This window comes from Mesorhizobium jarvisii, assembly GCF_003601985.1.
Taxonomy (GTDB): domain Bacteria; phylum Pseudomonadota; class Alphaproteobacteria; order Rhizobiales; family Rhizobiaceae; genus Mesorhizobium; species Mesorhizobium jarvisii.
This window is the reverse complement of record NZ_QZXA01000002.1, coordinates 693,153-716,814: the sequence shown is the minus strand read 5'-3', so window position 1 is coordinate 716,814 and position 23,662 is coordinate 693,153. Positions and strand designations below refer to the sequence as shown.

19 protein-coding genes are annotated in these 23,662 nt (G+C 63.9%); 6 read left to right on the top strand and 13 right to left on the bottom strand.

What is annotated here, in order from left to right:
• Positions 1 to 9: 9 nt before the first annotated feature.
• Positions 10 to 2,823: an aminomethyl-transferring glycine dehydrogenase gene (gene gcvP, locus D3242_RS07190; protein ID WP_064984238.1), complete on the top strand. Its 2,814-nt coding sequence runs from the start codon at positions 10 to 12 to the stop codon at positions 2,821 to 2,823.
• Here gcvP and D3242_RS07185 read toward each other — a convergent pair whose 3' ends face one another.
• The 10 genes from D3242_RS07185 to cpaB form a co-directional block, all read right to left on the bottom strand.
• Positions 2,824 to 3,999, bottom strand: a complete 1,176-nt coding sequence (locus D3242_RS07185) for a GGDEF domain-containing protein (RefSeq protein WP_064984236.1) — start codon at positions 3,997 to 3,999, stop codon at positions 2,824 to 2,826.
• Between the two features lie 173 nt (positions 4,000 to 4,172).
• A complete protein-coding gene (locus D3242_RS07180) occupies positions 4,173 to 4,646 on the bottom strand; it encodes a tetratricopeptide repeat protein (protein ID WP_019858425.1) in 474 nt (157 codons plus the stop codon).
• A 162-nt stretch (positions 4,647 to 4,808) separates the two neighbouring features.
• Positions 4,809 to 5,636 carry a PA3715 family protein gene (locus D3242_RS07175; protein WP_064984235.1) on the bottom strand — a complete coding sequence of 276 codons (828 nt, stop codon included), beginning with the start codon at positions 5,634 to 5,636 and terminating at the stop codon, positions 4,809 to 4,811.
• A gap of 110 nt (positions 5,637 to 5,746) precedes the next feature.
• On the bottom strand, positions 5,747 to 6,712 hold the full coding sequence (locus D3242_RS07170) for a type II secretion system F family protein (protein ID WP_019858427.1): 966 nt from the start codon (positions 6,710 to 6,712) through the stop codon (positions 5,747 to 5,749).
• A 1-nt stretch (position 6,713) separates the two neighbouring features.
• The gene (locus D3242_RS07165; protein ID WP_032930462.1) at positions 6,714 to 7,679 is read right to left on the bottom strand and encodes a type II secretion system F family protein; all 966 of its coding nucleotides are present in this window, start codon (positions 7,677 to 7,679) and stop codon (positions 6,714 to 6,716) included.
• Positions 7,680 to 7,683: 4 nt separating this feature from the next.
• The gene (locus D3242_RS07160; RefSeq protein ID WP_019858429.1) at positions 7,684 to 9,105 is read right to left on the bottom strand and encodes a TadA family conjugal transfer-associated ATPase; all 1,422 of its coding nucleotides are present in this window, start codon (positions 9,103 to 9,105) and stop codon (positions 7,684 to 7,686) included.
• Complete coding sequence (locus D3242_RS07155; RefSeq protein WP_064984233.1) at positions 9,102 to 10,316, bottom strand: CpaE/TadZ family protein; 1,215 nt, start codon at positions 10,314 to 10,316, stop codon at positions 9,102 to 9,104. Before D3242_RS07155 ends, D3242_RS07160 begins: the two co-directional genes overlap by 4 nt.
• Before the next feature lie 35 nt (positions 10,317 to 10,351).
• On the bottom strand, positions 10,352 to 10,621 hold the full coding sequence (locus D3242_RS07150) for a hypothetical protein (RefSeq protein WP_019858432.1): 270 nt from the start codon (positions 10,619 to 10,621) through the stop codon (positions 10,352 to 10,354).
• Between the two features lie 4 nt (positions 10,622 to 10,625).
• Positions 10,626 to 12,044: a type II and III secretion system protein family protein gene (locus D3242_RS07145; protein WP_394811855.1), complete on the bottom strand. Its 1,419-nt coding sequence runs from the start codon at positions 12,042 to 12,044 to the stop codon at positions 10,626 to 10,628.
• Between the two features lie 57 nt (positions 12,045 to 12,101).
• Complete coding sequence (gene cpaB, locus D3242_RS07140) at positions 12,102 to 13,007, bottom strand: Flp pilus assembly protein CpaB (RefSeq protein WP_064984232.1); 906 nt, start codon at positions 13,005 to 13,007, stop codon at positions 12,102 to 12,104.
• A gap of 258 nt (positions 13,008 to 13,265) precedes the next feature.
• On the opposite strand from cpaB, the gene parE reads away from it, so the two are divergent.
• Both parE and D3242_RS07130 read left to right on the top strand, forming a co-directional pair.
• Positions 13,266 to 15,323 (top strand): DNA topoisomerase IV subunit B, encoded by a 2,058-nt coding sequence (gene parE / locus D3242_RS07135; protein WP_064984353.1) that lies wholly within the window; start codon positions 13,266 to 13,268, stop codon positions 15,321 to 15,323.
• Between the two features lie 44 nt (positions 15,324 to 15,367).
• Positions 15,368 to 17,434 carry an FUSC family protein gene (locus tag D3242_RS07130; protein WP_064984230.1) on the top strand — a complete coding sequence of 689 codons (2,067 nt, stop codon included), beginning with the start codon at positions 15,368 to 15,370 and terminating at the stop codon, positions 17,432 to 17,434.
• On the opposite strand, the gene D3242_RS07125 is transcribed toward D3242_RS07130, so the two are convergent.
• The gene (locus D3242_RS07125) at positions 17,431 to 18,555 is read right to left on the bottom strand and encodes a DUF2336 domain-containing protein (RefSeq protein ID WP_064984228.1); all 1,125 of its coding nucleotides are present in this window, start codon (positions 18,553 to 18,555) and stop codon (positions 17,431 to 17,433) included. The two genes, D3242_RS07130 and D3242_RS07125, sit on opposite strands and share 4 nt — an antisense overlap.
• A gap of 153 nt (positions 18,556 to 18,708) precedes the next feature.
• Between D3242_RS07125 and D3242_RS07120 the strand changes: the two genes are divergently transcribed.
• Both D3242_RS07120 and D3242_RS07115 read left to right on the top strand, forming a co-directional pair.
• Positions 18,709 to 19,161: a MaoC family dehydratase gene (locus D3242_RS07120; RefSeq protein ID WP_019858440.1), complete on the top strand. Its 453-nt coding sequence runs from the start codon at positions 18,709 to 18,711 to the stop codon at positions 19,159 to 19,161.
• A complete protein-coding gene (locus D3242_RS07115) occupies positions 19,161 to 20,042 on the top strand; it encodes an HpcH/HpaI aldolase/citrate lyase family protein (RefSeq protein ID WP_064984226.1) in 882 nt (293 codons plus the stop codon). The genes D3242_RS07120 and D3242_RS07115 overlap by 1 nt, the downstream gene beginning before the upstream one ends.
• 19 nt (positions 20,043 to 20,061) lie before the next feature.
• Here D3242_RS07115 and D3242_RS07110 read toward each other — a convergent pair whose 3' ends face one another.
• The gene (locus D3242_RS07110) at positions 20,062 to 21,963 is read right to left on the bottom strand and encodes a CASTOR/POLLUX-related putative ion channel (protein ID WP_064984225.1); all 1,902 of its coding nucleotides are present in this window, start codon (positions 21,961 to 21,963) and stop codon (positions 20,062 to 20,064) included.
• A gap of 168 nt (positions 21,964 to 22,131) precedes the next feature.
• A complete protein-coding gene (locus D3242_RS07105; protein WP_064984223.1) occupies positions 22,132 to 22,806 on the bottom strand; it encodes a methyltransferase family protein in 675 nt (224 codons plus the stop codon).
• 145 nt (positions 22,807 to 22,951) lie between these two features.
• Between D3242_RS07105 and D3242_RS07100 the strand changes: the two genes are divergently transcribed.
• Entirely contained in the window at positions 22,952 to 23,662 is a 711-nt protein-coding gene (locus D3242_RS07100) for a TetR/AcrR family transcriptional regulator (protein WP_064984222.1), read from the top strand.

The window sequence follows — 23,662 nt, the reverse complement described above, 5'->3', positions numbered from 1 at the left end:
GACTTAGAGATGATGACCACAGCACTTACCCCCTTCTCGGCCCGTCATATCGGTCCTGGCGTGAACGATGTCAGAGCCATGCTTGCGGTGATCGGCGTCCCTTCCGTCGAGACGCTGATCAGCCAGGCCGTGCCGCAGTCGATTCGCCTCGACCTGCCGCTGACCTTGCCCGCGCCGGCCAGCGAAGCCGAAGCGCTGGCCGAATTGTCGGCGACCATGGCTGGGAATACCGTGCTGAAGAGCTTCATCGGCGCCGGCTATCACGGCGTCCACGTGCCGCCGGTCATCCAGCGCAATCTGTTCGAGAATCCGGCCTGGTACACGGCCTACACGCCCTATCAGGCCGAGATCAGCCAGGGTCGTCTGGAAATGCTGTTCAATTTCCAGACCTTGGTCACCGAATTGACCGGACTGCCGGTGGCATCCGCCTCGCTGCTCGATGAAGCAACCGCTGTCGCCGAAGCGGTCGGCATCGCGCTGCGCCACCACCGTGACAAGCGCAGCAAGGTGGCGTTCGCCGGCACGCCGCATCCGCAGACGCTGGATGTGGTGCGCACCCGCGCCGAACCGCTCGGCATCGAGATCGACGGCGAGACCATCGACGACAACACCGCTGCCCTGCTCGTCTCCTGGCCCGACACCTTTGGCGTCTATGGCGACCACAAGGCCGCGATCGACAAGGCCCGCGCCACCGGTACCATCGTCGTCTTCATCGCCGATCCGCTGGGCCTGACGCTGACCGATGCGCCGGCGAAACTCGGCGCCGACATCGCCGTCGGCCCGATGCAGCGGTTTGGCGTGCCGATGGGCTTTGGCGGCCCACATGCCGCTTACTGCGCCGTCTCCGATAAGCTGACGCGTCTGATGCCCGGCCGCCTCGTCGGCCAATCGACCGACAGCAAGGGCCGGCCCGGATACCGCCTTGCCTTGCAAACGCGCGAACAGCATATCCGCCGCGACAAGGCGACCTCCAACATCTGCACCGCGCAGGCGCTGCTCGCCAACATGGCGACGGCCTATGCCATCTGGCACGGCCCCGCCGGGCTGCAGGCGATCGCCGGACGCATCCACGCTCTGGCAAACCGTCTGGCGAGCGGCCTCAAGGCGGCGGGCGTTTCGGTGCTCGGCGCCAGCCGCTTCGACACGGTGACGGTGGAGGCGAAAGGCAAGGCCGCGCAAATCGCCGAGGCTGCCGAAAAGACCGGCCGGCTGCTGCGCGTCCTCGACACCGACCATGTCGGCATCGCCTTCGACGAGACCTCGACAGACGCCGATCTCGACGCGATCGCTTCCCTGTTCGGCGCCAAGGCTGCCTCCTCGGCCGACAGCACCGTTCCCGGCAAGCCGCGTGGAAAGGAGTTTCTGACCCAGCAGGTCTTCAACAAGAACAAGTCGGAGACCGACATGATGCGCCTGCTGCGCCGGTTGGCCGACAAGGATCTAGCGCTCGACCGCTCCATGATCCCGCTCGGATCCTGCACCATGAAGCTCAACGCGGCGGCCGAAATGATGCCGGTGAGTTGGCCAAGCATCGCCAATCTGCATCCCTTCGCACCGGCCAGCCATTCGGCCGGCTATCGCGCCATGATCGGCGAGCTGGAAGGCTGGCTGTCCGAAATCACCGGCTTCGACGCGGTCAGCCTGCAGCCCAATGCCGGCAGCCAGGGCGAATATGCCGGACTGCTCGCCATCCGCGCCTATCACCGCTCGCGCGGCGAAGGCCATCGCACGGTCTGCCTGATCCCCTCTTCCGCGCATGGCACCAATCCGGCGAGTGCGGCGATGGCCGGCATGAGCGTCGTCGTCGTGCGCTGCCTGGAAGACGGCAATATCGACATGGACGATATGCGGGCCAAGGCCAACGAGCATTCCAAGAATCTCGCGGCGCTGATGTTCACCTATCCCTCGACGCATGGCGTCTATGAAGAAGGCGCGCGCCACCTCTGCGCCCTCATCCACGAGCATGGCGGCCAGGTCTATTTCGACGGCGCCAACCTCAACGCGCTGGTCGCGCTCGCCCGGCCCGCCGATATCGGCGCCGATGTCTGCCATATGAACCTGCACAAGACCTTCTGCATCCCGCATGGCGGCGGCGGCCCCGGCATCGGCCCGATCGGCGTCAAGGCGCATCTGAAGCCCTATCTGCCGGGCCATGTCACCGAAGGCTCGGCGCATGCCGTGTCGGCGGCACCCTTCGGCAGCGCTTCCATCCTGCCGATCACCTGGATGTATATCCGCATGATGGGCGCCGCCGGACTGAAGCAGGCCACGGAGACCGCCATCATCTCGGCCAACTATGTGGCGACACGGCTCGCGCCGCACTTCCCGCTGCTCTACAAGGGCCGGCACGATCGCATCGCGCATGAGTGCATCCTCGATACCCGCGTGCTCAAGGACAGCGCCGGCATCAGTGTCGATGACATCGCCAAGCGCCTGATCGACTATGGCTTCCACGCGCCGACCATGTCGTTTCCGGTCGCCGGCACGCTGATGGTCGAGCCGACGGAATCCGAGCCGAAGCGCGAACTCGACCGCTTCTGCGAGGCGATGATCGCCATTGCCGGCGAAGCGGCGAAAGTCGCCAGGGGCGACTGGCCCTTGGCCGACAACCCGCTGGTCAACGCGCCGCACACCGCCGCCGAGACGCTGGCAGGCCAGTGGACCCACCCCTACTCGCGCCTGGAAGCGGCCTATCCCGCGGGCGACGCCGATACGGCGGCCAAGTACTGGCCGCCGGTGTCGCGCATCGACAATGTCGCCGGCGACCGCAATCTGGTCTGCTCCTGCCCGCCGCTGTCGGATTACCTGGGCGCGGCTGAATAACTAGGCTGAGCGCAAGGCCGGCTTGACCGGTTCGGCCTGGCCCATTCTTTTGCCGCTGATGACGCAGTTTCGGCCGGCGCGCTTGGCCGCGTAGAGCGCGGCATCCGCCTCGGCCAGCACCTCGTCGAGGCTGCTGCCGTCGGCGCGGCCGAAGCCGATGCCGCCGCTGACCGTGCTGCGCAACGGACCGAGCGGGGTAGGAACGATTTCGGTGCCGAAGGCGACGCCGATCTTGCTGGCGAGATCATGGGCTCGCTCTTCCGTCATCCGCGACATGACGATGGCGAACTCCTCGCCACCCAGGCGAAAGGCGTCGACGCCGGTCCTGGCATATTTCCGGATAACGGCGGCGAAGCGGCACAGGACCTGGTCTCCGACCGGGTGACCGTAGATGTCGTTCGTCCTCTTGAAGTGATCGAGGTCGAACATGACGACCGCCATGAAGGGACCGAAGGGCCGCTCGCCGTGGAGGGACATCAACCCGCGACGGTTCATCAGCCCGGTCAATGGATCGGTCATGGTCTCGGCCTTCAGCTCGATCTGCGCCTGCAGATGATGAAGGGAGAGCGTCAAGGCGCCCAGACCGGTCATGCAGGCTACCGCCACGACGGAATTCAGACGTTCGGCCCAATTGTCGGGCGCCGCCCCGAGCGTCCATTGCCCCTTGGCGATCAGAACCACGCCGCAAAGAGCAAACGACCCCGCGCAGGTGCCACTCAGGAACGAAACCACCAGCAGGATCCGGCGATCGTGGCTGCCATTGACCCAGAACATGGCTCCGATCGTCGACAGCAGCACGGTCACCGTCGCGTAGGTGACGATGAAGCCGACACCGTCAAGGCCGAGGAAGGTGAAGGCCGCGCAGACAGCCATGGCGGCAAGTGTCGGCATGATCGCACGCCTGTGGTCCGGCACGCCGAGATACTGCATGGCCGAAAGGCAGATGATCAGGAAGCCCAGGCTGAGCAACGCCAGCGCAATCTGGCAAAGCAGCGGATCAGGCTCCTTGGTGTAGCGCCAGAACAGGATCACATGCGCGACAAGCACGATAATGCCGTACGCCACCGTCAGCACGAAACGCGCCCGCGGCGCGGTGAGCCAGATAGCAAACATGGTGACGGCAAGGCATGTGCCCGACAGCGCGGCCGCGAGCAGGAGCGAACTGAAATCCAGCATATCTGGCGGGGGCCTCTCGAGCGTCGGCGGTTACGCCGCATTCTAGGTCAGCGGCAGCCCTCGAACATGGTTTTCAGCCGATCTTTCGACCCAGGCTGCGTTTAGGGTTTACAAAGCGTCGACAGTGCCCGTGCGGAAATCGGCCCTTGGGCAGCGCGAGGATCAAACGCGCATCAGCCCTTGTTCAGCAAGGCGAGATTGGCGTTGACGACCGTCGGGTCGGCCATGCCGGCCTTCGCCTCGAGCAGCAGCGCCCTGGCCTTCTTCTTGTTGCCGCGCAGCAGTTGCGAATAGCCCATATTGTTGACGATCTGCGGTTTGCGGCCGGCGACCTTCAACAGCTGGCCATAGGCGCGGTCGGCGAAGTCGAAGCGGCCGAGCTCGTCATAGGAGGCGGCCAGCCCCATCCAGGCCTCCGCATTGTCAGCCTTCAGCTCGACGGCCTTGCGGAAATGCTGTTCGGCGAGACCATAATTGGCGTCGCGAAACTGCGCCTTGCCTTGTGCCAGGTCGGATGTGTCGACATCCTTGGCCGCCGGCTGGATCGCGGTCGTCTTGGTCGTGTCGACGTTGTTGTTCGTCGTGCACCCGGTGATCATCAGGACGGCCGCCATCGTGGCCATCGCCGCAAATTGTGTCTGACGCATGCCCTGCCCCGTCGCCCGATTTGCCGGGTCGTTCTTCAGGTAAAGACATTAGAGCAAAGCGATTAAGCTTCGGTACCGAAATGCAGCTAAGATTTGGTTTCCGCAATTACCAGCCATTAACCACCGGACCCCAACGCCTCAAGCGGACGCGGGGGGACGGTCTCACGGCGGATCCATTGCCTTGAGCTCGGCCGGAACCGGATAGCGGTGGCCGTCATAGCGCAGTCGGTAGGTCCGGCTCACCGACTTGCCGGGGTGGGACTGGCACTCGCCATCCTTGTCGGGGAGCGGCTCGTCGGTATCCTTCCGCTCTACCGCGATGATGTCACGGTAGCCGCGATGGATCCTCGGGCTCATCGCCAGGCTGACCTGGCTGGAATGAAAGGATCCCGCGCAACTGGTGTCGCCTTCGCCGCCATGGCCGGCTACGGCAAGCCCGTCGAGCACCGCCTGCAGCGCATTGCCTGATATGGCGTAGAGCCGCAGGTCGGTTTCGTTGAAGGGATTGGGCTGTGAATGATTGGCCATGTCGATGCGCAGGCCGAAGGCGGTGACACCCGGCGCCAGCCCATAACGGGCGGTATCGAATTCGATTCCCCGGATGGCGACGGCATCGTCGTTCATCAGCCTGGGCTGGAGCAGGCGCTGGCGTACCTGCAGGGTCTTCCTGTCGACGACCAGAAGCTCGATGTCGCCAACATGCTGGCCGTCGGCGGATTGGACGCTGTCGATCAGCGGCACCGCGACCAGCAACAGATCGTCATGGGCAGGCCAGACCTTGCAGAGCAGGCCAGGCATACCGTCCTGCGGGACCGCAAGCGGGATGCTGGTATGCGGTTCGAGCGTGAACGAGCGGCCGTCGGCGCTCTTTTGAATCTTGGGATAAGCCTGCCGCAACAGCGCGGCGGCATCGCCGCAATCATCGGCCGCGGCCAGGGCGGGCCACAGACTGGCCGCGGCAAGAGCGGCGGCACACAACAATATTCGCATGGGGATCCTCATGTCGCAGGGCCGAGTTCGGGCAGCAACTTGTTGGCCAAGCTCCGTATCAAGCTCGGCAAGCCGCGATGCGCAGGCTTGCCACTGAACATCGATGTCGCCTAGTGGTTACCCGTCATTTTGACGATGATCGGGATGATCGCGATCATCAGCACCACCGGCAGGATGCACACCGTCACCGGTATCGACATCTTGGCCGGCAAGGCATGTGCCTTTTCCTCGGCCAGCGACATGCGCTTGTGGCGCATTTCGTCGGAGAAGACGCGCAGCGCGCCTGACAGGCTGGTGCCGAGTTCCTTCGACTGCTGTAAGAGCGTGGCGAAGGAGCGAACCTCGTCCAGGCTGAGGCGGTCGGCGAGTGCCTTCAGCGCATCGTCGAGGCTGCGCCCTGCCCTCAGTTCCAGCGACACCAGCTGCAAATTCTGGCTGAGCGCCGGATAGGTCTTGGCGAGCTCCTTCGAGACGCGCTCGATACCGGCTTCCATGCTCATGCCGGCATCCGAACAGACGATCATCAGATCCATGAAGTCGGGAAAGCCGTTGCGGTACTCGCGCATCTTCTCCCGCACCTGCTGGGTCAGCACCAGGCCGGGCAGGAAATAACCGGCCACGCCCGACAGGATGACGAACGCCCAGCGGCTGGTCATCGTCGCTTCGGCGCTGGCCAGCCACTGGTTGAGGACAAAGGCGCCGATCGCGCCGCCGACCAGCGCGGAAAAGCGTATGATGAAGAACGTGCCGACGGCGCGCGGCTCCATATAGCCGGCCTGGATCAGCTTCATGCGCAACCGGGCGACATTTTCCGGATCGCTCTTGGCGTAGAATTCCTGCGCCCGCTTCACCGCCTTTTCGCGCACGACATTGGCGTTCTTCTTCTGCAGCGGCTCGGGCTTCGCGGCCACCGCGCCATGGTCGACCTTGAGCCGGCGCTTCACGTCGTTGCGGTCGCCCTTCGCCGCTACCATCGGCCAGGCGACGGCGACGCTGCCCAGGGCCAGAAGCAGGATCGCCACCGGCATCAGGGAGGTCGGTGCGAGCGAGGCGAGGAATTCGATGAAGCCCTGCATGTCAGAACCTGAAATTCGACATTTTGAACATCATCAGATTGCCCAGCATCAGCCAGGTCACGGACCCGCCGATCAGGTACCAGGTCTTTGGCTCGTCCCAGACATCACGGTAGAAGCCCGGCATCAGCGCCATGATGGCGGCAAACAGCAGCGCCGGTATCGCCGTCAGGATGTAGGCCGACATGCGGCCTTCGGTCGAGATGGCGCGCACCTTGCGACGCAGCTTGCCGCGCTCGCGGATCGTCAGCGCCAGGCCGTCGAGGATTTCGCGCAGATTGCCCCCCGAACTGGACTGGATGGAGACGGCGGTGATGAACAGCGGCAGATCCTCATGGCCGACCCTGTCGAACAGCGAATTCAAAGCCGAGACCAGGTCGGAACCATAGGTCACCTCATCGGCGATGACGCCGAACTCGGTGCCGATCGGATCGGGCATTTCGCGCGACACCATGGCGATGGCCACCGGCACGGGGTGACCGGCCTTGAGGCCGCGCGTGATCAGTTCCAGTGCCTCGGGCAGCTGCATGCCAAAGCGCTTAAGCCGACGCTTGCGCATGGAGCGCATCACCATCACCGGCACCAGCGGCAACAGCACGACGAACAGGAGAAGCCCCATCAGCAGTGGCAAGCCGTACCAGATGGCGACCAGGGTCATGGCCATCGCCACACCCGAGGTGATCATCAGAAATTTCGACAGCGGCATGATCATGCCCGACTGCGTACGCAGCGCGCGGAACCGGTCTGGCGAGAACAGCGAGGTGCCCGCGTCGAGGCCGCGCTCCTTGCGCAGCTGGATCAGCACCTGCTCCTGGCTGATCTTGCTTTCCTGCAGCTTCATGCGCCGGTTGATGGCGGTGCGCTTGTCGCTGCGGCCGGCATAGAGGAGATAGCAGGCCTCGGCGATCATGATGCCGGTCAGTGCTGCCCCGGCATAGACGACATAGATTGCGCTCAGCCCGTCGAACACCCGGCTACTCCTGCGGCCGGCCGGGTTCGAAGTACCGTCCGGGAAACTCGATTCCCATGGCACGCAGATCCTCCAGGAAGCGCGGCCTAATGCCGGTTGCCTCGAAATAGCCGAGGATGCCGCCATCGGCATCCATGCCGGTGCGCACGAAGCGGAAGATCTCCTGCATCTGGATGACGTCGCCTTCCATGCCGGTCACCTCGGCAACGCTTGTCACCTTGCGCTTGCCATCGGAAAGCCGGGTCAGTTGCACGATGATGTCGATGGCGCTGGCGATCTGGCTGCGGATCGACTGCACCGTCATCGGCATGCCGGTCATGCCCAACATCTGTTCGAGGCGCGAAATGGCATCGCGCGGCGTGTTGGCGTGGATGGTCGCCATCGACCCTTCATGGCCGGTGTTCATCGCCTGCAGCATGTCGAAGGCCTCCTCGCCGCGGCACTCGCCGAGGATGACGCGGTCGGGGCGCATGCGCAGCGCGTTCTTGACGAGATCGCGCTGTTTGAGTTCGCCATGGCCCTCGATGTTGGCGGGACGCGTCTCCATGCGCGCGACATGCGGCTGCTGCAGCTGAAGTTCGGCCGCGTCCTCGATGGTGATCAGCCGCTCGTCTTCGGGAATGAAGGCCGACAGTGCGTTGAGCATAGTCGTCTTGCCGGTGCCGGTGCCGCCCGAAATGATCGTCGTCTTGCGGGCGTGCACGGCCGCCGCCAGCACTTCGGCCATGTTCTGCGTGATGGCGCCGAATTCGACCAGCTTGTGCAGGCCGAGCTTGTTCTTGGAGAATTTGCGGATCGACACCAGCGGCCCGTCGACGCCGACCGGGCGGATGGCCGCGTTGAAGCGCGAGCCGTCCAGCATGCGGGCATCGACCATCGGCTGCGATTCGTCGACCCTACGGCCAACCGCGGCGACGATTTTGTTAATGATTCTAAGCAGATGCGCCTCGTCCTTGAACGGGATATGAACCTGCTGCAGCTTGCCCTTCTTTTCGATGAAGCAGTTCTGGTGGCCGTTGATCAGGATGTCGTTGATGTCGGGATCCTTGAGCAAGGGCTCGAGCGGACCAAGGCCGACCATCTCGTCGACGATATCGTCGACCAGCGCTTCAAGTTCGGCGGTGTTGATCGCCATCCGCTCCTGGCGGGTTTTTTCCGAGACGAAATCATGCACCTGCCGGCGCATCTCCTCCTTGGGCAAACGCTCCAGCGCCACCAGGTTGATTTCCTCGAGCAGCATGCGGTGAATGCGCACGCGCGCATCGAGCACCTTGTTGGCGTTCTTTGCCGGCGCGACATCCGGCTTTGCCGGCAAAGCCTTCCGGCTGGTCGGGATGACGACCGCATGATGCGCGACCGGCGTTGTATCAGCCGGGCGCTGCGGACGCGTATCGCGGTTCTGCAGGGTGGAAAAACGGCTGGTCATCCGGCCTTCCTCTTCAAGAAGCCCTTACCGAGACCGAACAGCGATTTCGATTTGGCTCCGGTCGCGACGGCCTCCTCCGGCAGGATGATCTTCTTCAGATCGTTGACGACATTGGCGTTGGGATCGATCTCGTGCAGCGGCACGCCGCGGTCGACCGCCTCGCGCACCAGCCGGTAATTGTTGGCGATACCGCCGACGAAATGCTCGCCAAGGATCTCCTGGACATCCGCCTGCTTGATGCCGTTGTCGAACATCTTCTGCTCGAAACGGTTGACGATGACGTTCGGCTTCACTTCCTTGCCGGCGGTCTCGTAGACCGCCTGGATCAGCCTTTGCGTGTGGCGCAGGCACGGCACCGTCATTTCGGCGACGATATAGAGCTTGTTGGAGCCCAGCAGCACGGTCTCCGTCCAGGGAAACCAGGTGCGCGGCATGTCGATGACGACATTGTCGAAATAGGCCGAGACGAGGTCCAGCATGCGAACCACGACATCGGTCTTGAACGAGCGCATCTCCGACGGATGCGTCGGTGCCGCCAGCACGCAAAGCCCGCTGGCATGCTTGGACAGCATCACGTCGAGCAATTGCCGGTCGAGGCGTTCGGGCTGGTTTTCGATCTCGGTGATGTCGAAACGCGGCTCGAGGTCGAGATATTCGGCACAGGCGCCCTGCTGGAAATTGAGGTCGACCACACAGGTCGAGGCGCCGCGCGTCACCGAGTGATGCAGTTGGAATGCGGTCTGCAGCGCCAGCGTCGTGGTGCCGACGCCGCCGGCGGCCGGCATGAAGGTGTAGATCTGCGATTCGGTGTTTTCCTCGCGCCCCGGCCCTTGCAGGGCCCGCACCACCGAGCGCACCAGATCGGCCGTGGTGATCGGCTTGACCAGGAAGTCCGCGACCTTGAGCTGCACCAGGATGCGCGCCGCGGCGGCGTTGAATTCCTGGGTGACGACAACCACCGGCGCCTTGCCCTCCAGACGGCGCATGACGCGCTGCAGCGACTCGACTTCCTCCAGTCTCGCCGCGTCCATGTCGACGATGATGGCGCCGAAGTCCGCCTCCTGGATCTCGCCGCGCAGTTCGGTGACATTCTTTTCCACCGTCGAGAGCTGGATGATCTCGGAGGCGGCGAATGCGGTCCGCGTGTCCTGCACGAAGGTCCTGTCCGTCGATACGAGCAGGATCTTCTTGGTCTTGATGCCGTTTGCCATTTTTGTCAGCCTGTGAGCGCGATCGCCCTTTGGGGTCAGTTGCCCGTGGTCGTCTGCGATGCCTTCGAAGCGGCGGCCTGATCCGGCGTGACCGGCCCGGCATCGCCACGCTTGGCAGGCACGAGAAGCCTTGTGTTCTGGACGCCGTATTTCCAGGGATCGACCATCTGCATGACGGTGTTGGCGGCCTGGGCGTCGCCGGAGCCCGGCGTCACCCCTTCTGTGCGTATGTAATCGTCGCTGGTGCAGCCGCCGGCCAAACCGGCAAGAAGCAAGGCGACACTTGATGTCAGGACCAGACGCATGGTTTCAGTCCTTCGGCAGGTCGAGGAAGTGCCCGACCGTGGTGGCGGGAGCGGTCCGTGCGGCGCTGCCATCGGCCAGCGCCAGCGCCCGGCCGGTGTCCGATGCCTTCACTTCCTCGGTGTTGTTGAGGAAATAGTCGACATTGCTGGCCGGCCGCGTGCCATCGGTCGGCTCGAGCATTTTCTTCGACGGATCGACCGGCTTGACCAGGTAGGGCGTGACGATGATGACCAGATCGGTCTCGCGCCGCTGATAGGATTTCGACGAGAACAGCGCCCCGAGCACCGGCATCTTGCCGAGGCCGGGAATGCGCGACGTGGTGATGTCGTTTTGCGACTGCAGCAGTCCCGCGATCATGAAGCTCTGGCCGTTCTTGAGATCGACCGAGGTCTTGGCGCGGCGCACGATGAATCCCGGCACGGAGATAGTGCCGATGTTGTAGGAGGACGACGCATCGATCGAAGAGACTTCCGGCGCGATGTCGAGGCTCACCAGCCCGTCCTTGAGCACGGTCGGCGTGAAGTCCAGGCTGACGCCGTATTTCTTATAGCTGACGGAGATCTTGCCGTTGTCCTCCGAGACCGGGATCGGGAATTCGCCGCCGGCGAGGAAGCTCGCCGTCTCGCCCGAGCGGGCGATGAGGTTCGGTTCCGCCAGACGGCGGGCGAGGCCGCGCTCTTCCAGCGCCTTGATGGCGATGTCGATCGACACGCCGTTCGACAGCAGCCGGCCGATGATTTCACCGGTTCCCGCTGCCGGCACCGTGCCGGGGTCGAGCGAAACATCGCGCCCGCCGAAACCGTAGGCAAAATTGGCACTGTATTTGGCGCCCAGATCCTGCCCCGCCTGGCGATTGATCTCGACGAAGCGGACATTGAGCTGAACCTGCTGCGACGACGAGATGTTGACCGAATTGATCACCTCCTCATTGCCAGAAAAGCGGCTGGCGATCTTGCTTGCCTTGTCGGCGGCGACCGCGTCGTCGGCCTCGCCCGACAGCACGACACGGCCATTGGCCGACCCGACCTTGATCTTGGCGTCCGGCACGCTGGCGCGGATGGTGCTGGCCAGTTGATCCGTGTCGAGCGTCACCTCGATGTCGACGGTGCCGACGAGCTGCTTTTTCTCGTCGAACAGCGCAACGCCGGTGGTGCCGAGATTGTTGCCGAGCACATAGAAGGATTTGTCGGTCAATGGATTGACGTTGGCGATCTCAGGATCGCCGATGACGATCTGGTAGAAGGCGGCACTCGTCACGATCGTCTTGGGCTTGCCCTTGGCGACCTTGATCGACGCATTCTTGGCCGCCGAGACATAGACGATGTCATTGTCCGCCTTGGCCACGCCGGGCAAGGCGAGCATTCCGCCCGCAACCAGCGCAGCAGCCATCGCCAGAGCGCGCGCAAAGCGCGATCGATCCATCATTCGATATAGGGTACGCATCACAATTGCCCTGTCCCGTCCGGTCCCCACCGGCCTTTACTTCTGGTCCGGCGCAGGAACCTGATATTCCTCGGCCTTCGTGCCGCGCGTCACGATGACCGTCTTGAATTTCGGCTTCTCCGGCTCCTTGGTTATCGCATCGAACAGCGAGCCGGCCGCGGCCTGAGCCTTGGCCGCCACCGATCCGCCAAAGGACGAGATGGTGGTGACGCCGTTCTTGCCGTCGCCGCCTTCGGAGGCTGAACGCAGCGACAGCGACAGCGTGCCGACGGTGCGGGCAAGCGCCACTTTCTGCGCGCCTTCGGTCGTCACTTCAATGGTCACGGAATTCGTGATCTGCGGCGTCGTCTGGCGCTCGTCGGCACCCTGGCCGACACTCAGCACCTTGGCGTCGGCAACGACGATCTCGGAGGTGACGGTTGAACCGGCAGCACCTTGCGCGTTCTTGGCGACCTCCTGGATTTCGCCGGCATCGCGCGTCAGCACGACATCCACGCGGTCGCCCGGCGTGACGAAGCCGCCGACGCCGGCGATCTCGTCAGTGCGGATGGTCACCGCTCGCATTCCGGGCGTAAGCATGTTGGAGAGCGTAGCGCGGCCGTTCGGCCCCGACAGCTTGGTCAGCAGCACCGGTTCGTTGACCTCGATCGGCGACAACACGATGCGATTGCCCTCGCCGAGCAATCCGTCGATGGTGGCAAAGGCACCTTGCGGCAGGGAATCCTGTGGCCATGGGATTTCGATCAGCTTGGCGCGGTCAAGTTCCTGGCCGTAGCGCAGCGGCGAGTTCGCCACCACGATGGTCTTGAACTCGATCCTGGGCGGGGCGGGAGCGGCGATCGACGCCGTCTTCTCCTCGGCATCGGCTTTGGCCTGGCTCTTGACCCAGAAATCCGCGGCAAAGATCGAGATCGCGCCGAAAACGGCGGCGATACCGATCATCGTTATGGCCTTGCCCCTCACGCCGAAAACCCCTGATGCCGTCGTTTCTTGTTATGTTGGGCTCACGCTAGGCCGCTTTGTTAAAGAATCAGGAATGTAGAACGGTGGTATTGGACCTATTTCCGCCCGCTTGGTTATCGAATGGTTTTAGGATAAGACGGGTCAAATCCCCGAACGTAACAGGAACCTCCGTCGCTTGGCGCTGAAAAGCGTGGCAGTATCGGCGGGTGATTCGCAGCACCGGACCCTATGGCAGGCATGGACGACAACAACGATCTCTTCGGCAATATGGACAAGCAGCCGCAGCCGGTTCGCTCACCGGCGCGCCCGGCCGACCCGCTTGTGCAGGCAGCAGCCAAGCGCCCAGCCGCGACCAAGGATGGCAGCGAGGGCTATAGCGCCGCCGACATCGAGGTGCTCGAAGGCTTGGAGCCGGTGCGCCGCCGGCCAGGCATGTATATTGGCGGCACCGACGACAAGGCGATGCACCATCTGTTCGCCGAGGTCATCGACAATTCGATGGACGAGGCGGTTGCCGGCCATGCCACCTTCATCGATGTCGAGCTTTCGGCCGACGGGTTTCTGACCGTTACCGACAATGGCCGCGGCATCCCGGTCGATCCGCATCCGAAATTCAAGAAGCCGGCGCTCGAAGTCATCATGACGACGCTGCATTCGGGCGGCAAATTCGACTCCAAGGTCTATGAAACCTCCGGCGGCCTGCACGGCGTCGGCGTTTCCGTGGTCAACGCACTGTCGGACCATCTCGAGGTCGAGGTCGCGCGTGGCCGCCAGCTTTATCGCCAGCGCTTTTCGCGCGGCATTCCGGTAAGCGGCCTGGAGCAGCTTGGCGAGGTCCACAACCGGCGCGGAACGAAAATCCGCTTCCATCCCGACGAGCAGATCTTCGGCAAGGGCGCGGCCTTCGAACCGGCGCGGCTCTACCGCATGACGCGCTCGAAGGCCTATCTGTTCGGCGGCGTCGAAATCCGCTGGACCTGTGATCCCTCACTGATCAAGGAAAAGGACCAGACCCCGGCCAAGGCGGAGTTCCATTTCCCCGGCGGCCTGAAGGACTATCTCAAGGCATCGCTCGGCGACGACTTTCAGGTGACGCGGGAAATCTTCGCGGGAAAAAGCGAAAAGCAAGGCGGCCATGGCTCGCTCGAATGGGCGGTGACCTGGTTCGGCGGCGACGGCTTCATCAATTCCTACTGCAACACCATTCCGACCGGCGAAGGCGGCACGCATGAGGCCGGCTTCCGCAACGTGCTGACGCGCGGCTTGCGCGCCTATGCCGATCTGGTCGGCAACAAGCGCGCCTCGATCGTCACCTCCGAAGACGTCATGATCTCGGCGGCCGGCATGCTGTCCGTGTTCATCCGCGAGCCTGAATTCGTTGGCCAGACCAAGGACAGGCTGGCGACGATCGAGGCAATTCGAATTGTCGAGACCGCGATCCGCGATCCGTTCGACCATTGGCTGGCCGACAATCCGCAGGAAGCCTCGAAGCTGCTGGAATGGGTGATCGCGCGCGCCGACGAGCGGGTGCGCCGGCGTCAGGAAAAGGAAGTGTCGCGCAAGAGCGCGGTGCGCAAATTGCGCCTGCCGGGCAAGCTCGCCGACTGCACGCAGAATGCGGCGGCCGGTGCCGAACTGTTCATCGTCGAAGGTGACTCCGCCGGCGGCTCGGCCAAGCAGGCGCGCGACCGCGCCAGTCAGGCCGTACTGCCATTGCGCGGGAAAATCCTCAACGTCGCCAGTGCCGGCAATGACAAGCTGGCCGCCAACCAGCAGATATCGGACCTGATCCAGGCGCTCGGTTGCGGTACGCGCTCAAAATACCGCGATGAGGATTTGCGCTACGACCGCGTGATCATCATGACCGACGCCGACGTCGACGGCGCCCATATCGCCTCGCTGCTGATCACCTTCTTCTACCAGGAAATGCCGGCGCTAGTGCGTGGCGGCCATCTCTACCTGGCGGTGCCGCCGCTTTATTCGATCCGGCAAGGCGGCAAGGTTGCGTATGCCCGCGACGACGCGCACAAGGACGAGCTCCTGCGCACCGAATTCACCGGGCGCGGCAAGGTCGAGCTTGGCCGCTTCAAGGGCCTGGGCGAGATGATGGCCTCTCAGCTCAAGGAGACCACAATGGATCCGAGGAAGCGCACGCTTCTGCGGGTCGATGTGATCGACGCCGAGGCAGCGACCAAGGACGCGGTCGACGCGCTGATGGGCACCAAGCCGGAAGCCCGCTTCCGCTTCATCCAGGAACGTGCCGAATTCGCCGAGACGGAAGTGCTGGATATCTAGCCGCTGGCCAGTTTAGCTTGCGCTTCCGATATGGAGACCGGCATGTGACCTGGGCGCGGCTGAAAGCGTATTTCGAGACGAGCCTGGCCGGTTTGACGCAGCCGACGCGCTCGGACTGGATTTTCGCCCTGCGCACCGTTTCGGCCGGCCTGATCGCGCTGCTCGCCGCCTATGCCCTCAAGCTCGACCACCCGCAATGGGCGATGATGACGGTGTTTATCGTTGCCCAGCCGGTCGCGGGCATGGTGCTGGCCAAGGGTTTCTACCGGTTGCTCGGCACGCTGGCCGGCGGGCTGGCGGCGATCGGCATCACCACTATCTTCGGCACCAACCCATGGGTTCTGGTGACCGTGCTCGCCGTCTGGATCGGCATCTGCACCTTCGTTTCATCATTGCTGCGCAATCCCGAAGCCTATGGTGCGGCACTTGCCGGTTACACGGCGATGATCATCGGCCTGCCTGCCTTCGGACAGCCGCATCTGATCGTCGATCTTGCTGTCGCGCGTTGCGCGGAAATCGTGCTTGGCATCGTCTGCGCCGGCGTGACCAGCCGGCTGATCCTGCCGAAACTGGCCAGCGATGCCATCATCTCGCGGCTGAAGCGCTGCATTCTCGACCTTGCCACCTATGCCGCGGGCGCCTTCTCGGGCGGTGACACAGCGACACTTTCCGCACTGCATCGCAAACTCATCGCGGACACCCAGACACTCGGCGAAATGCGCGCCTATGCCAGGCTGGAAGCGCCGAGCTTCGCGCCGCGTGCCCACCCGGTGCGGCGCACCATCGGACAATTGCTCTCAGCCCTGTCGGCGGCACGCGCGCTGCATTCGCACGCCGCCCCGAAAAACGCCGCCCTCATCCCGGTGCGTTCGCAATTGCAGGCCCTCGTCGGCGATTTGGCGGCAAAGCCCGGCGCACTGGACGATACGGCATCCTGGGTTAAACAGCTCGACGCGATCTCGGCCAAGGCCCGGCAACTGCCCGATGCCTCGGTCGACCAGGGTGACGACAGGGTCGGCACCATCACCCGCCTCACCATCGCCGCCGATTTCGCCGAGGCGCTCAAGCAGGTGCTGCGCGGGCTCGATGCCTTGCGTTCACCGGTCACCCGCACGGGCCGCGCCAGCAGGCAGCCTGCCCTGGTGGTGCACCGCGACTACCCTGGCGCATCGCGCAATGCCGTGCGTGCGGCCCTTGCCACCTTGCTGGTCGCGGCCTTCTGGCTGACGACGAAATGGTCCGAGGCGGCGGGCACGGTCATTCTCGTCGCCGTCGTATCCAGCCTTTTCGCCGCTCGCCCCGATCCGGTGCAGGTGTCCTGGGGCTTCTTCAAGGGCACGCTGCTAGCTTTGCCCTTTGCCTTCCTCGTCGGCCAGATCGCATTGCCTGCTTTGCCCGGCTTCGGCTGGTTCGTCCTGTTTGTCGTGCCGATCCTGGTGCCGACCGCGCTGGGCATGGCCAATCCGCGCTATGTCGGCGTCGCCACGGCCTTCGCCATCAACTTCCTCGCTTTCCTCAGCCCGCATCAAGCGATGACCTACGATCCTGGCCCGTTCTTCGCCGGCTCGGCATCGGTGCTGGTCGGCATTCTGCTGGCGATCGGCGTCTTCATTGCCGTGCTGCCCGCTGATCCGTGGCTCGCGGCAAACCGGATCGTGCGGGCCATGCGCGAGGATTTGGCACGGCTTTGCCTGCACGAGCGCGTGCCGAGGCGTTCGGCCTTCGAAAGCCTCGCCTATGACCGCATCAACCAGCTGATGCCGCTGGTGCAGAACTCCGGCAGGAAGGGCGAGGCGGTGCTGGGCGGGAGCGTCGCCGCCGCGACGGTCGGCCTGGAGATCCTCAGGCTGCGCGGCGCAAGCCAAAACCATGCCATCCCACCGGAAACCACGGTTTCGATCGCCAATTTCCTGAGAGGGCTGGCGCGCGAACTGCTGTTCCGCTCCCCCGGCGATCCGCAGACAGCGACCGTCGCTGTCGCCCGGCAGTATGCGGCTGGTATCGCCCAGCGAAACGCCACCGGCGACATGCTGCAGATCGCGGCATCCCTGCGCATCATTGCCGCCGCGATGGAGGACTTTCCGGACTTTTTCGCGAAAGACCGAGGCTAGGCCGCTGCAATCGCCAGCGCGTGACCCCGCGCGTTCTCGCGCAGCGCGTCGAGATGGATCGACTTGACCAAGGCCGCGAGATCGCCTTCCGCGGATTGCCCGCCCAACTCCTTGAGCATCAGCCAGCTGACTTCCTGCACGCCGGCAACACGCTTGCCATTGGCAACCTCGCGCCAGATCTTCAGCGCACGCAAGATGATGGCATGCGTGGCGGCAGCCAGGCCGGCGCTGCGGAACAATGCCTGCAAGGCCACGTCGTGGCCGCCTGCCAGCAGCGCCCTCACCCGTGGCTCGGATTGCTGGCCGAGTGCCACCAGCGTGGAGCCGAAGAAATCGACCTTGCCATGCGCGATGGTGCGGATGAGGAAGCTCGCGGTGAGATCGCCGCGCAGCCTGAGATGTTCGATCAGCGCGGCGTGTTCTTCCTGGCGCGTGCCCTCAATCAGCGTCACAGAGGCCTTGACGCAGGCGTCTCGCAGGACACGATCGGCCCGCGCGGCGCCCATCAGTGCCATGACCAGCGGCGATGTCTTCAATGTCTCGCCGAGCTTGATCAGAAGCATGTGCCGGCAGTCGGCCGGCAGCCTGATGTCCGATATCAGCGCCTCGCGCACCTGCGGCAGGTGCCCATGGCGTTCGGCCATGCGGCGGAAGCTCAGCGAAGCAATGCTGGCGCCGCTATTGTCGAGCAGGACGGCGCAGGCTTCCGCCTCACCGATCTCGGCGATGGCCGCCGACAGCGCCATCGAGACGACAGGACGGTCGGCGATCAGCTTCTGCGTTGCCTTCTGGCTCGCAGCCACGCGGTTGATCAGATCGGCATCGGTGAGCAGCGGCGAACGCGCCAGCACCACACCGGCGACTTCCGGCTGGTCAGACGCCAGCGCACTGATGATCTGCAGCGGCGCGTGGTGGCTCATCGAGAGCGCTTCGGCCATCGCCAGCCGCACTTTCGACGATGCATCGTCGAGCAGCAGCGTCAGCGCTGCCTCGGCGGCGCATCGGTCCTCGAACGGCAATTCGGAATTGACATAGGCGCGGGCCAGCGCATTGGCCGCGGCGGCGCGCTCGGACACTCTTGCCGTGTAGATCCATTTCAGGAAATGCGAAACAACAACCATGCCCGTCTGCTTACGCCCCATGCCGGAAGGTTTCCGGCCCCGCTGGAGACGGTAGGCATAAATGGTTTACGAACGGTTCACCATGTTCATTAACTGGCTTGCGACCGCTGAATGCAGCGCCTATCAACCGTCAATCAGTGCAGGAGACTGAAAATGGCCGGCCTATATCTCGAGGAGTTTGTCGTCGGTCATGTCTTCCAGCACACGCTTCGCAAGACCGTGACCGAGAGCGACAACATGCTGTTTTCGGTGATGACGCTGAACCCGCAGCCGCTTCATATCGACTTCGATTTCGCCGCCAGGAGCGAATGGGGCAAACCGCTGGTCAACTCGCTGTTCACGCTCGGCCTGATGATCGGCATTTCGGTCAACGACATCACGGTCGGCACGACGGTCGCCAATCTCGGCATGAAGGAAACCACCTTTCCACACCCGGTCTTCCATGGCGACACCATCCGCGTCGAGACCACTGTCATCTCGGTGCGGGAATCGAAATCGAAGCCCGATCGCGGCATCGTCGAATTCGAACACCGCGCCTACAACCAGCATGGCGACCTCGTCGCCAAATGCGTCAGGCAAGCGATGATGCTGAAGAAGGCCGCCTGATGCGCTCGCTGCTGTTCGTCCCCGGCGATTCCGAGCGCAAGCTTGAAAAAGGTTTTGGCGCGGGCGCCGACGTGGTGATCGTCGATCTCGAGGATTCCGTGGCGCCGCAGAACAAGGCAGCCGCGCGAGACATTGCGGCACGCTTTATTGCCGAACGCAGGGGGCTAACCAGCTCGGCCATCTACATCAGGGTCAACGACCTCTCGACCGGGTTGACGGATGACGATCTTGCCGCGCTCGTTTCGGCAAAGCCGGTCGGCATCATGCTGCCTAAGTCCAACAGCGGCCAGGATGTACAGCAGCTCTCGGCAAAGCTCAGGGTCTGGGAGGCCGAGAACGACCTGCCCGACGGCTCGATCAAAATCCTGCCGATCATCACCGAAACCCCGGCGGGTGTGCTCGCCGCCGCGACCTATGCCGGCGCAAGCGCGCGGCTCGCCGGCCTGACCTGGGGCGCAGAGGATTTGTCTGCGGCGATCGGCGCACGCGCGGCACGCGACGAGCACGGCCGCTACACCGACCTGTTCCGCCACGCTCGCCTGACGACCATCCTTGCGGCCACAGCCGCGGAGGTCGCGGCGATCGACACCGTGTTCCCGAACTTTCGCGACATGGCGGCCTTCACCGCGGAATGCGCGGAGGCCGAGCGCGACGGCTTCACCGGCAAGATGGCGATCCACCCCGACCAGGTGTCCGTCATCAACGCCGCCTTCACGCCCTCGGCCGAGGCGGTGAAACAGTCGGCGGCGATCGTCGCGGCGTTCGAGGCGGCGGGGAATCCCGGCGTCGTCGGCATTGACGGCAAGATGTTCGACCGCCCGCATCTGCGGCTGGCCGAACGGCTGCTGGCCCGCGCCAAGGCAGCCGGGATCTCCGTTTAGTCTGGCGAGCCTTTGCTCGTCAGTCCCGCGCCAGCACGATGATCCGGTCCTCCGGCAGATAGGTCAGCGCTTCCGACTTCGGAGGATTGACGGTAACGCCGCCCAGCGCCCGCTGGTCGGCATCGCCGGCGCGGATTCGCCGGTAGCCTATGGCGATCTCGCCGCGCAGCCGCGCCGATTGCGCGATCGTCCAGAAGGTCAATGGCTGGTCGATGGCGACATAGTCGGCGACCGGGCGCATGTAGATTTCGGAGCCTTGCTCGTCGAGCAAATCATCGAAGATCGCGGCGAGATATTGGTTCTCGGAGGCCTGCGCCAGCATCAGGCTGACCAGCCGGTTGCTGACGACGAAATCATCGGCCTTGGTCACCGCCGCAAGCTCGCGGTTGCGCACGTCGATCATCTCGCTGACGATGGAGATGTGCAGGCCGGCATCATCGGCGATCTTGCGCAGATGCAGCAGCGTCACCAGTGTGCGCGTGTCGGCCGGCTGCGCAGCCATGGCTTCGCTGTAGCCGAGGACGAGCACGTGGTCGTAGGAAGGCACGTCCAGGCTCGCCAGCGCCGTGCTGCTCGAGGTGTCGGTGATGCGGCAGGAAACCGACAGATTGTCGCCGGCAACCGGCAGTCCGGCAACTTCCTGCTCGAGGCCAGGCGTATCAGCGGCGACGGTCAGGATCGAACCAGGCGCGACGTAGCGCGACAGTTCATAGGTGATGATCGGACCGCGCCGGTTCCAGCCGAGAATCAGTGTTCGCTCCGGCTTCGCCTCGACGGACCGCGGGCCGCGGATCGCTGCCGTATCGATCTTGATCGCGGTGCTTCCGAGCCTGATCGCGGCATCGTCCTCGGCGATGATGATGGCGCGCATGTCCTTGCCGATCACCAGTTCCGACTGCGGGTTGAGATTGACGCGCCCCTCCTGGTCACAAAGCCCGATCAGCGCGCAGTGCTCATAGGCCATCACCGCCTCGCCGAAGGTCTTGCCGGCGAGCCCTGGCTGCGCTGTCGTGTAGATTTCGCAGCCGTCGAAATCGAGCAGTTCCGAATAGACGCCGCTGAGACCCGACTGCCGGCTCGAATGCACGACGATGCGCGAGATCAGCTGGTCGGCCAGCACGAGCTGCACCTCGGCCCCGCCGACGACGCGGGCGACCTCGGCATTCTTGCCGTCGCGGATCTCGGCGGCGATGTTATAGGGGTCGGTGCGCCGGCTCGGGTCGTTGACCAGCGCCAGCACCGTCTTGATGACCTGCGAATCCGGATCGTCGCCGTCCGGCGAAAGCACGATCACCGACCGCGAGGTCTGCGGATTGACGATGGCGAGATCATAGAGATCGGTCGGATCGCCGCTGCGGCAGATGATGCGCGTGTTGCCCAGTTTGCCGACCTTGGCCGCGATCTCGTCCTCCATCGCGACCTTATCCATATTGGCCATGACGACGATGCGCGGACGGCGACGGCTGGCATTGGCGATGACGAGTTCGGAAATCACGTCGAAGATCGACGGCGACCAGTTGAGGATGATGGTGTGGTCGCTCTCCAGCACCCGAGAACGGCCCTTGCGCAATTCATCGAGCTTGCCGTCCACGCCGGCGCTGAGCACGCCGATGAGGGCCGACACGACGAAGATGCCGGCAAGCGTGACGACCAGCATGACGATGCGGAAGGCCCAGCCGGTGTCGCCGCCCATCGTCCCGGAATCGAGCGTGCGCATCAGCGATTCCCAGAACGCTTCGAAAAAGTTCAGCGGCTCGCCGCCTTCCGGCGCGATGCGGGTCACGGCAAGGAAAGCGGCGGCGGCGATGATGATCAGCAGGGAAACGACGGCAAGCCAGCCGATCAGGGCGATCGGGCCGGCGGCCATGCTCTTGTCGAAGCCGTAGCGCAGCCGGGCTCCCAGCGAGTCGCGTTTTTTCATGCCAGTGGTGCCCCCGCACTATCCCCAAGGTCGATACGCTAACCCCAACGCATCGCCGAAGCCGCTCTCTTAGCGTGTGTTCAGAGGAAGGGGAATCGCTTTTCGCGTGGTCACGGTGAAGGATTCCTTCCGTGATGGCGAAGCTGCCGCGCGCGTCTGGTGCGGCGGCTACCAGACCATCGGGATCAGGCGATAGCGGACCCGGGTTGCGTAGTCGTTATAGCCGCGCAGGCCGGTGCGCAGGGTTTTCTCCTCGATGAAGGTGCGGATGGCCAGGAGAACGATGAACACGAGCACCGATACCAGCCCCCACCAAGAGCCAAGCAGGAGTGCGGTGCCGGCGAAAAAGAGGATGGCGCCGGCATACATCGGGTGGCGAACGTAGCTGTAGGGGCCCGTGGTGATCACGCGCTGTCCGCGCTCATCTTGGATTTTTACCACGGGTGCGGCGAAACTGTTCTCCAGCATGGTTAGGTAGCAGATCCAGATTCCGACCAGCAGGACCAGCGCGCCGACCGCCTGCGCCCAGAAGGGGACCGCCGACCAGCCGAAACGGAAGTCGAACCCCATGAAGCTCAGCCAGCCGAAGATGCCGATGAGAAGTATGGAGAGCAGGACCTTGTCGGCCGGTGTCTGACTTTTCTGGATCGGAGGGCTCAGCCGCTCATTCATCAGGCCCGGATCGCGCCGCGCCAGCGCCACGCCCATGGTGAGGCTCAGCCCCACCATCACCACCAGATAGACCCAGGCTGCTGGCCAAGCAAAGGTGCCCGCCGGCAGGAAGAGCAAGGCGCCCATGACGCCGAACCAGATGAATGTCTGAAGAAGCAATTTCGCGATCATGACCGACCTTCCACATTATGCCCCTCGCCTGCATTGGCTGAAACAGACCAATGGTCTATCATACCGACCAGTGGTCTGTGTTTCAAGCGGACTGTCTGATATCCGTGCTGGACGGGAGCGGCCGGCGCGTGCAGAAGGTTTCGTCATGCCCCGTGTCATCAAGCATCCAGAGATCAGGCGAGAAGACATTCTGGACCATGCCCAGGCCCTGTTCCTGACGCAGGGTTACGACAGAGCGAGCCTCAACGACGTGATTGCCTCAGCCGGCATCTCGAAGGGCGCCTTCTATCACTACTTCCCCTCCAAGGAGGCTCTTCTGGAAGCCTTGGCCGACCGTTTCGCGCGGCAGGCGCTGGCTGCGGTTCAGAGTGTACTCGACGATCCCGACCTCGACCCGCTTGGACGGCTGAACAGCTTGCTCAGCCAGTCGCGACAGGCCAAGATCGAGACCGCAGCGGAGGCCTGGGCTCTTTTCGAAACGATGTTTCGGCCGGAGAATCTGGTTCTTTTCCACCGCATCAACCTGGCGGCTCACGCGTCTTTTTCGCCCCTGCTGGTCAAGGTCATCCGGCAAGGTGTCGAAGACGGCACCTTCAGGACTTTCGACCCGGAAGGTGTCGCCGACATCGTCATGCAGTTCGGCTTGGCCACGCATGATGTCGTCGCCAAGGCGATCGCCGGCGGCAGCGACGCCGATATGGAGGTCGCGATCGAGGTGCTGGAAAAACGCGTCAGGCTCTACGAAATCGCTCTCGACCGCATTCTCGGCCTTCCCGACGGCAGCATCCGGATCGGGGAGCCCGGCTATATCAGAGCCGTCATGACGGCCCGACGGAAAGCCGACAAGGCGCGGTGA

Bases quoted from the DNA above. Each gene is read 5' to 3' on its own strand.
- gcvP (WP_064984238.1), top strand. From the start codon at position 10: ATGATGACCACAGCACTTACCCCCTTCTCGGCCCGTCATATCGGTCCT.
- D3242_RS07185 (WP_064984236.1), bottom strand. From the start codon at position 3,999: ATGCTGGATTTCAGTTCGCTCCTGCTCGCGGCCGCGCTGTCGGGCACA.
- D3242_RS07180 (WP_019858425.1), bottom strand. From the start codon at position 4,646: ATGCGTCAGACACAATTTGCGGCGATGGCCACGATGGCGGCCGTCCTG.
- D3242_RS07175 (WP_064984235.1), bottom strand. From the start codon at position 5,636: ATGCGAATATTGTTGTGTGCCGCCGCTCTTGCCGCGGCCAGTCTGTGG.
- D3242_RS07170 (WP_019858427.1), bottom strand. From the start codon at position 6,712: ATGCAGGGCTTCATCGAATTCCTCGCCTCGCTCGCACCGACCTCCCTG.
- D3242_RS07160 (WP_019858429.1), bottom strand. From the start codon at position 9,105: ATGACCAGCCGTTTTTCCACCCTGCAGAACCGCGATACGCGTCCGCAG.
- D3242_RS07155 (WP_064984233.1), bottom strand. From the start codon at position 10,316: ATGGCAAACGGCATCAAGACCAAGAAGATCCTGCTCGTATCGACGGAC.
- D3242_RS07150 (WP_019858432.1), bottom strand. From the start codon at position 10,621: ATGCGTCTGGTCCTGACATCAAGTGTCGCCTTGCTTCTTGCCGGTTTG.
- D3242_RS07145 (WP_394811855.1), bottom strand. From the start codon at position 12,044: ATGGATCGATCGCGCTTTGCGCGCGCTCTGGCGATGGCTGCTGCGCTG.
- cpaB (WP_064984232.1), bottom strand. From the start codon at position 13,007: ATGATCGGTATCGCCGCCGTTTTCGGCGCGATCTCGATCTTTGCCGCG.
- parE (WP_064984353.1), top strand. From the start codon at position 13,266: ATGGACGACAACAACGATCTCTTCGGCAATATGGACAAGCAGCCGCAG.
- D3242_RS07125 (WP_064984228.1), bottom strand. From the start codon at position 18,555: ATGGTTGTTGTTTCGCATTTCCTGAAATGGATCTACACGGCAAGAGTG.
- D3242_RS07120 (WP_019858440.1), top strand. From the start codon at position 18,709: ATGGCCGGCCTATATCTCGAGGAGTTTGTCGTCGGTCATGTCTTCCAG.
- D3242_RS07115 (WP_064984226.1), top strand. From the start codon at position 19,161: ATGCGCTCGCTGCTGTTCGTCCCCGGCGATTCCGAGCGCAAGCTTGAA.
- D3242_RS07110 (WP_064984225.1), bottom strand. From the start codon at position 21,963: ATGAAAAAACGCGACTCGCTGGGAGCCCGGCTGCGCTACGGCTTCGAC.
- D3242_RS07105 (WP_064984223.1), bottom strand. From the start codon at position 22,806: ATGATCGCGAAATTGCTTCTTCAGACATTCATCTGGTTCGGCGTCATG.
- D3242_RS07100 (WP_064984222.1), top strand. From the start codon at position 22,952: ATGCCCCGTGTCATCAAGCATCCAGAGATCAGGCGAGAAGACATTCTG.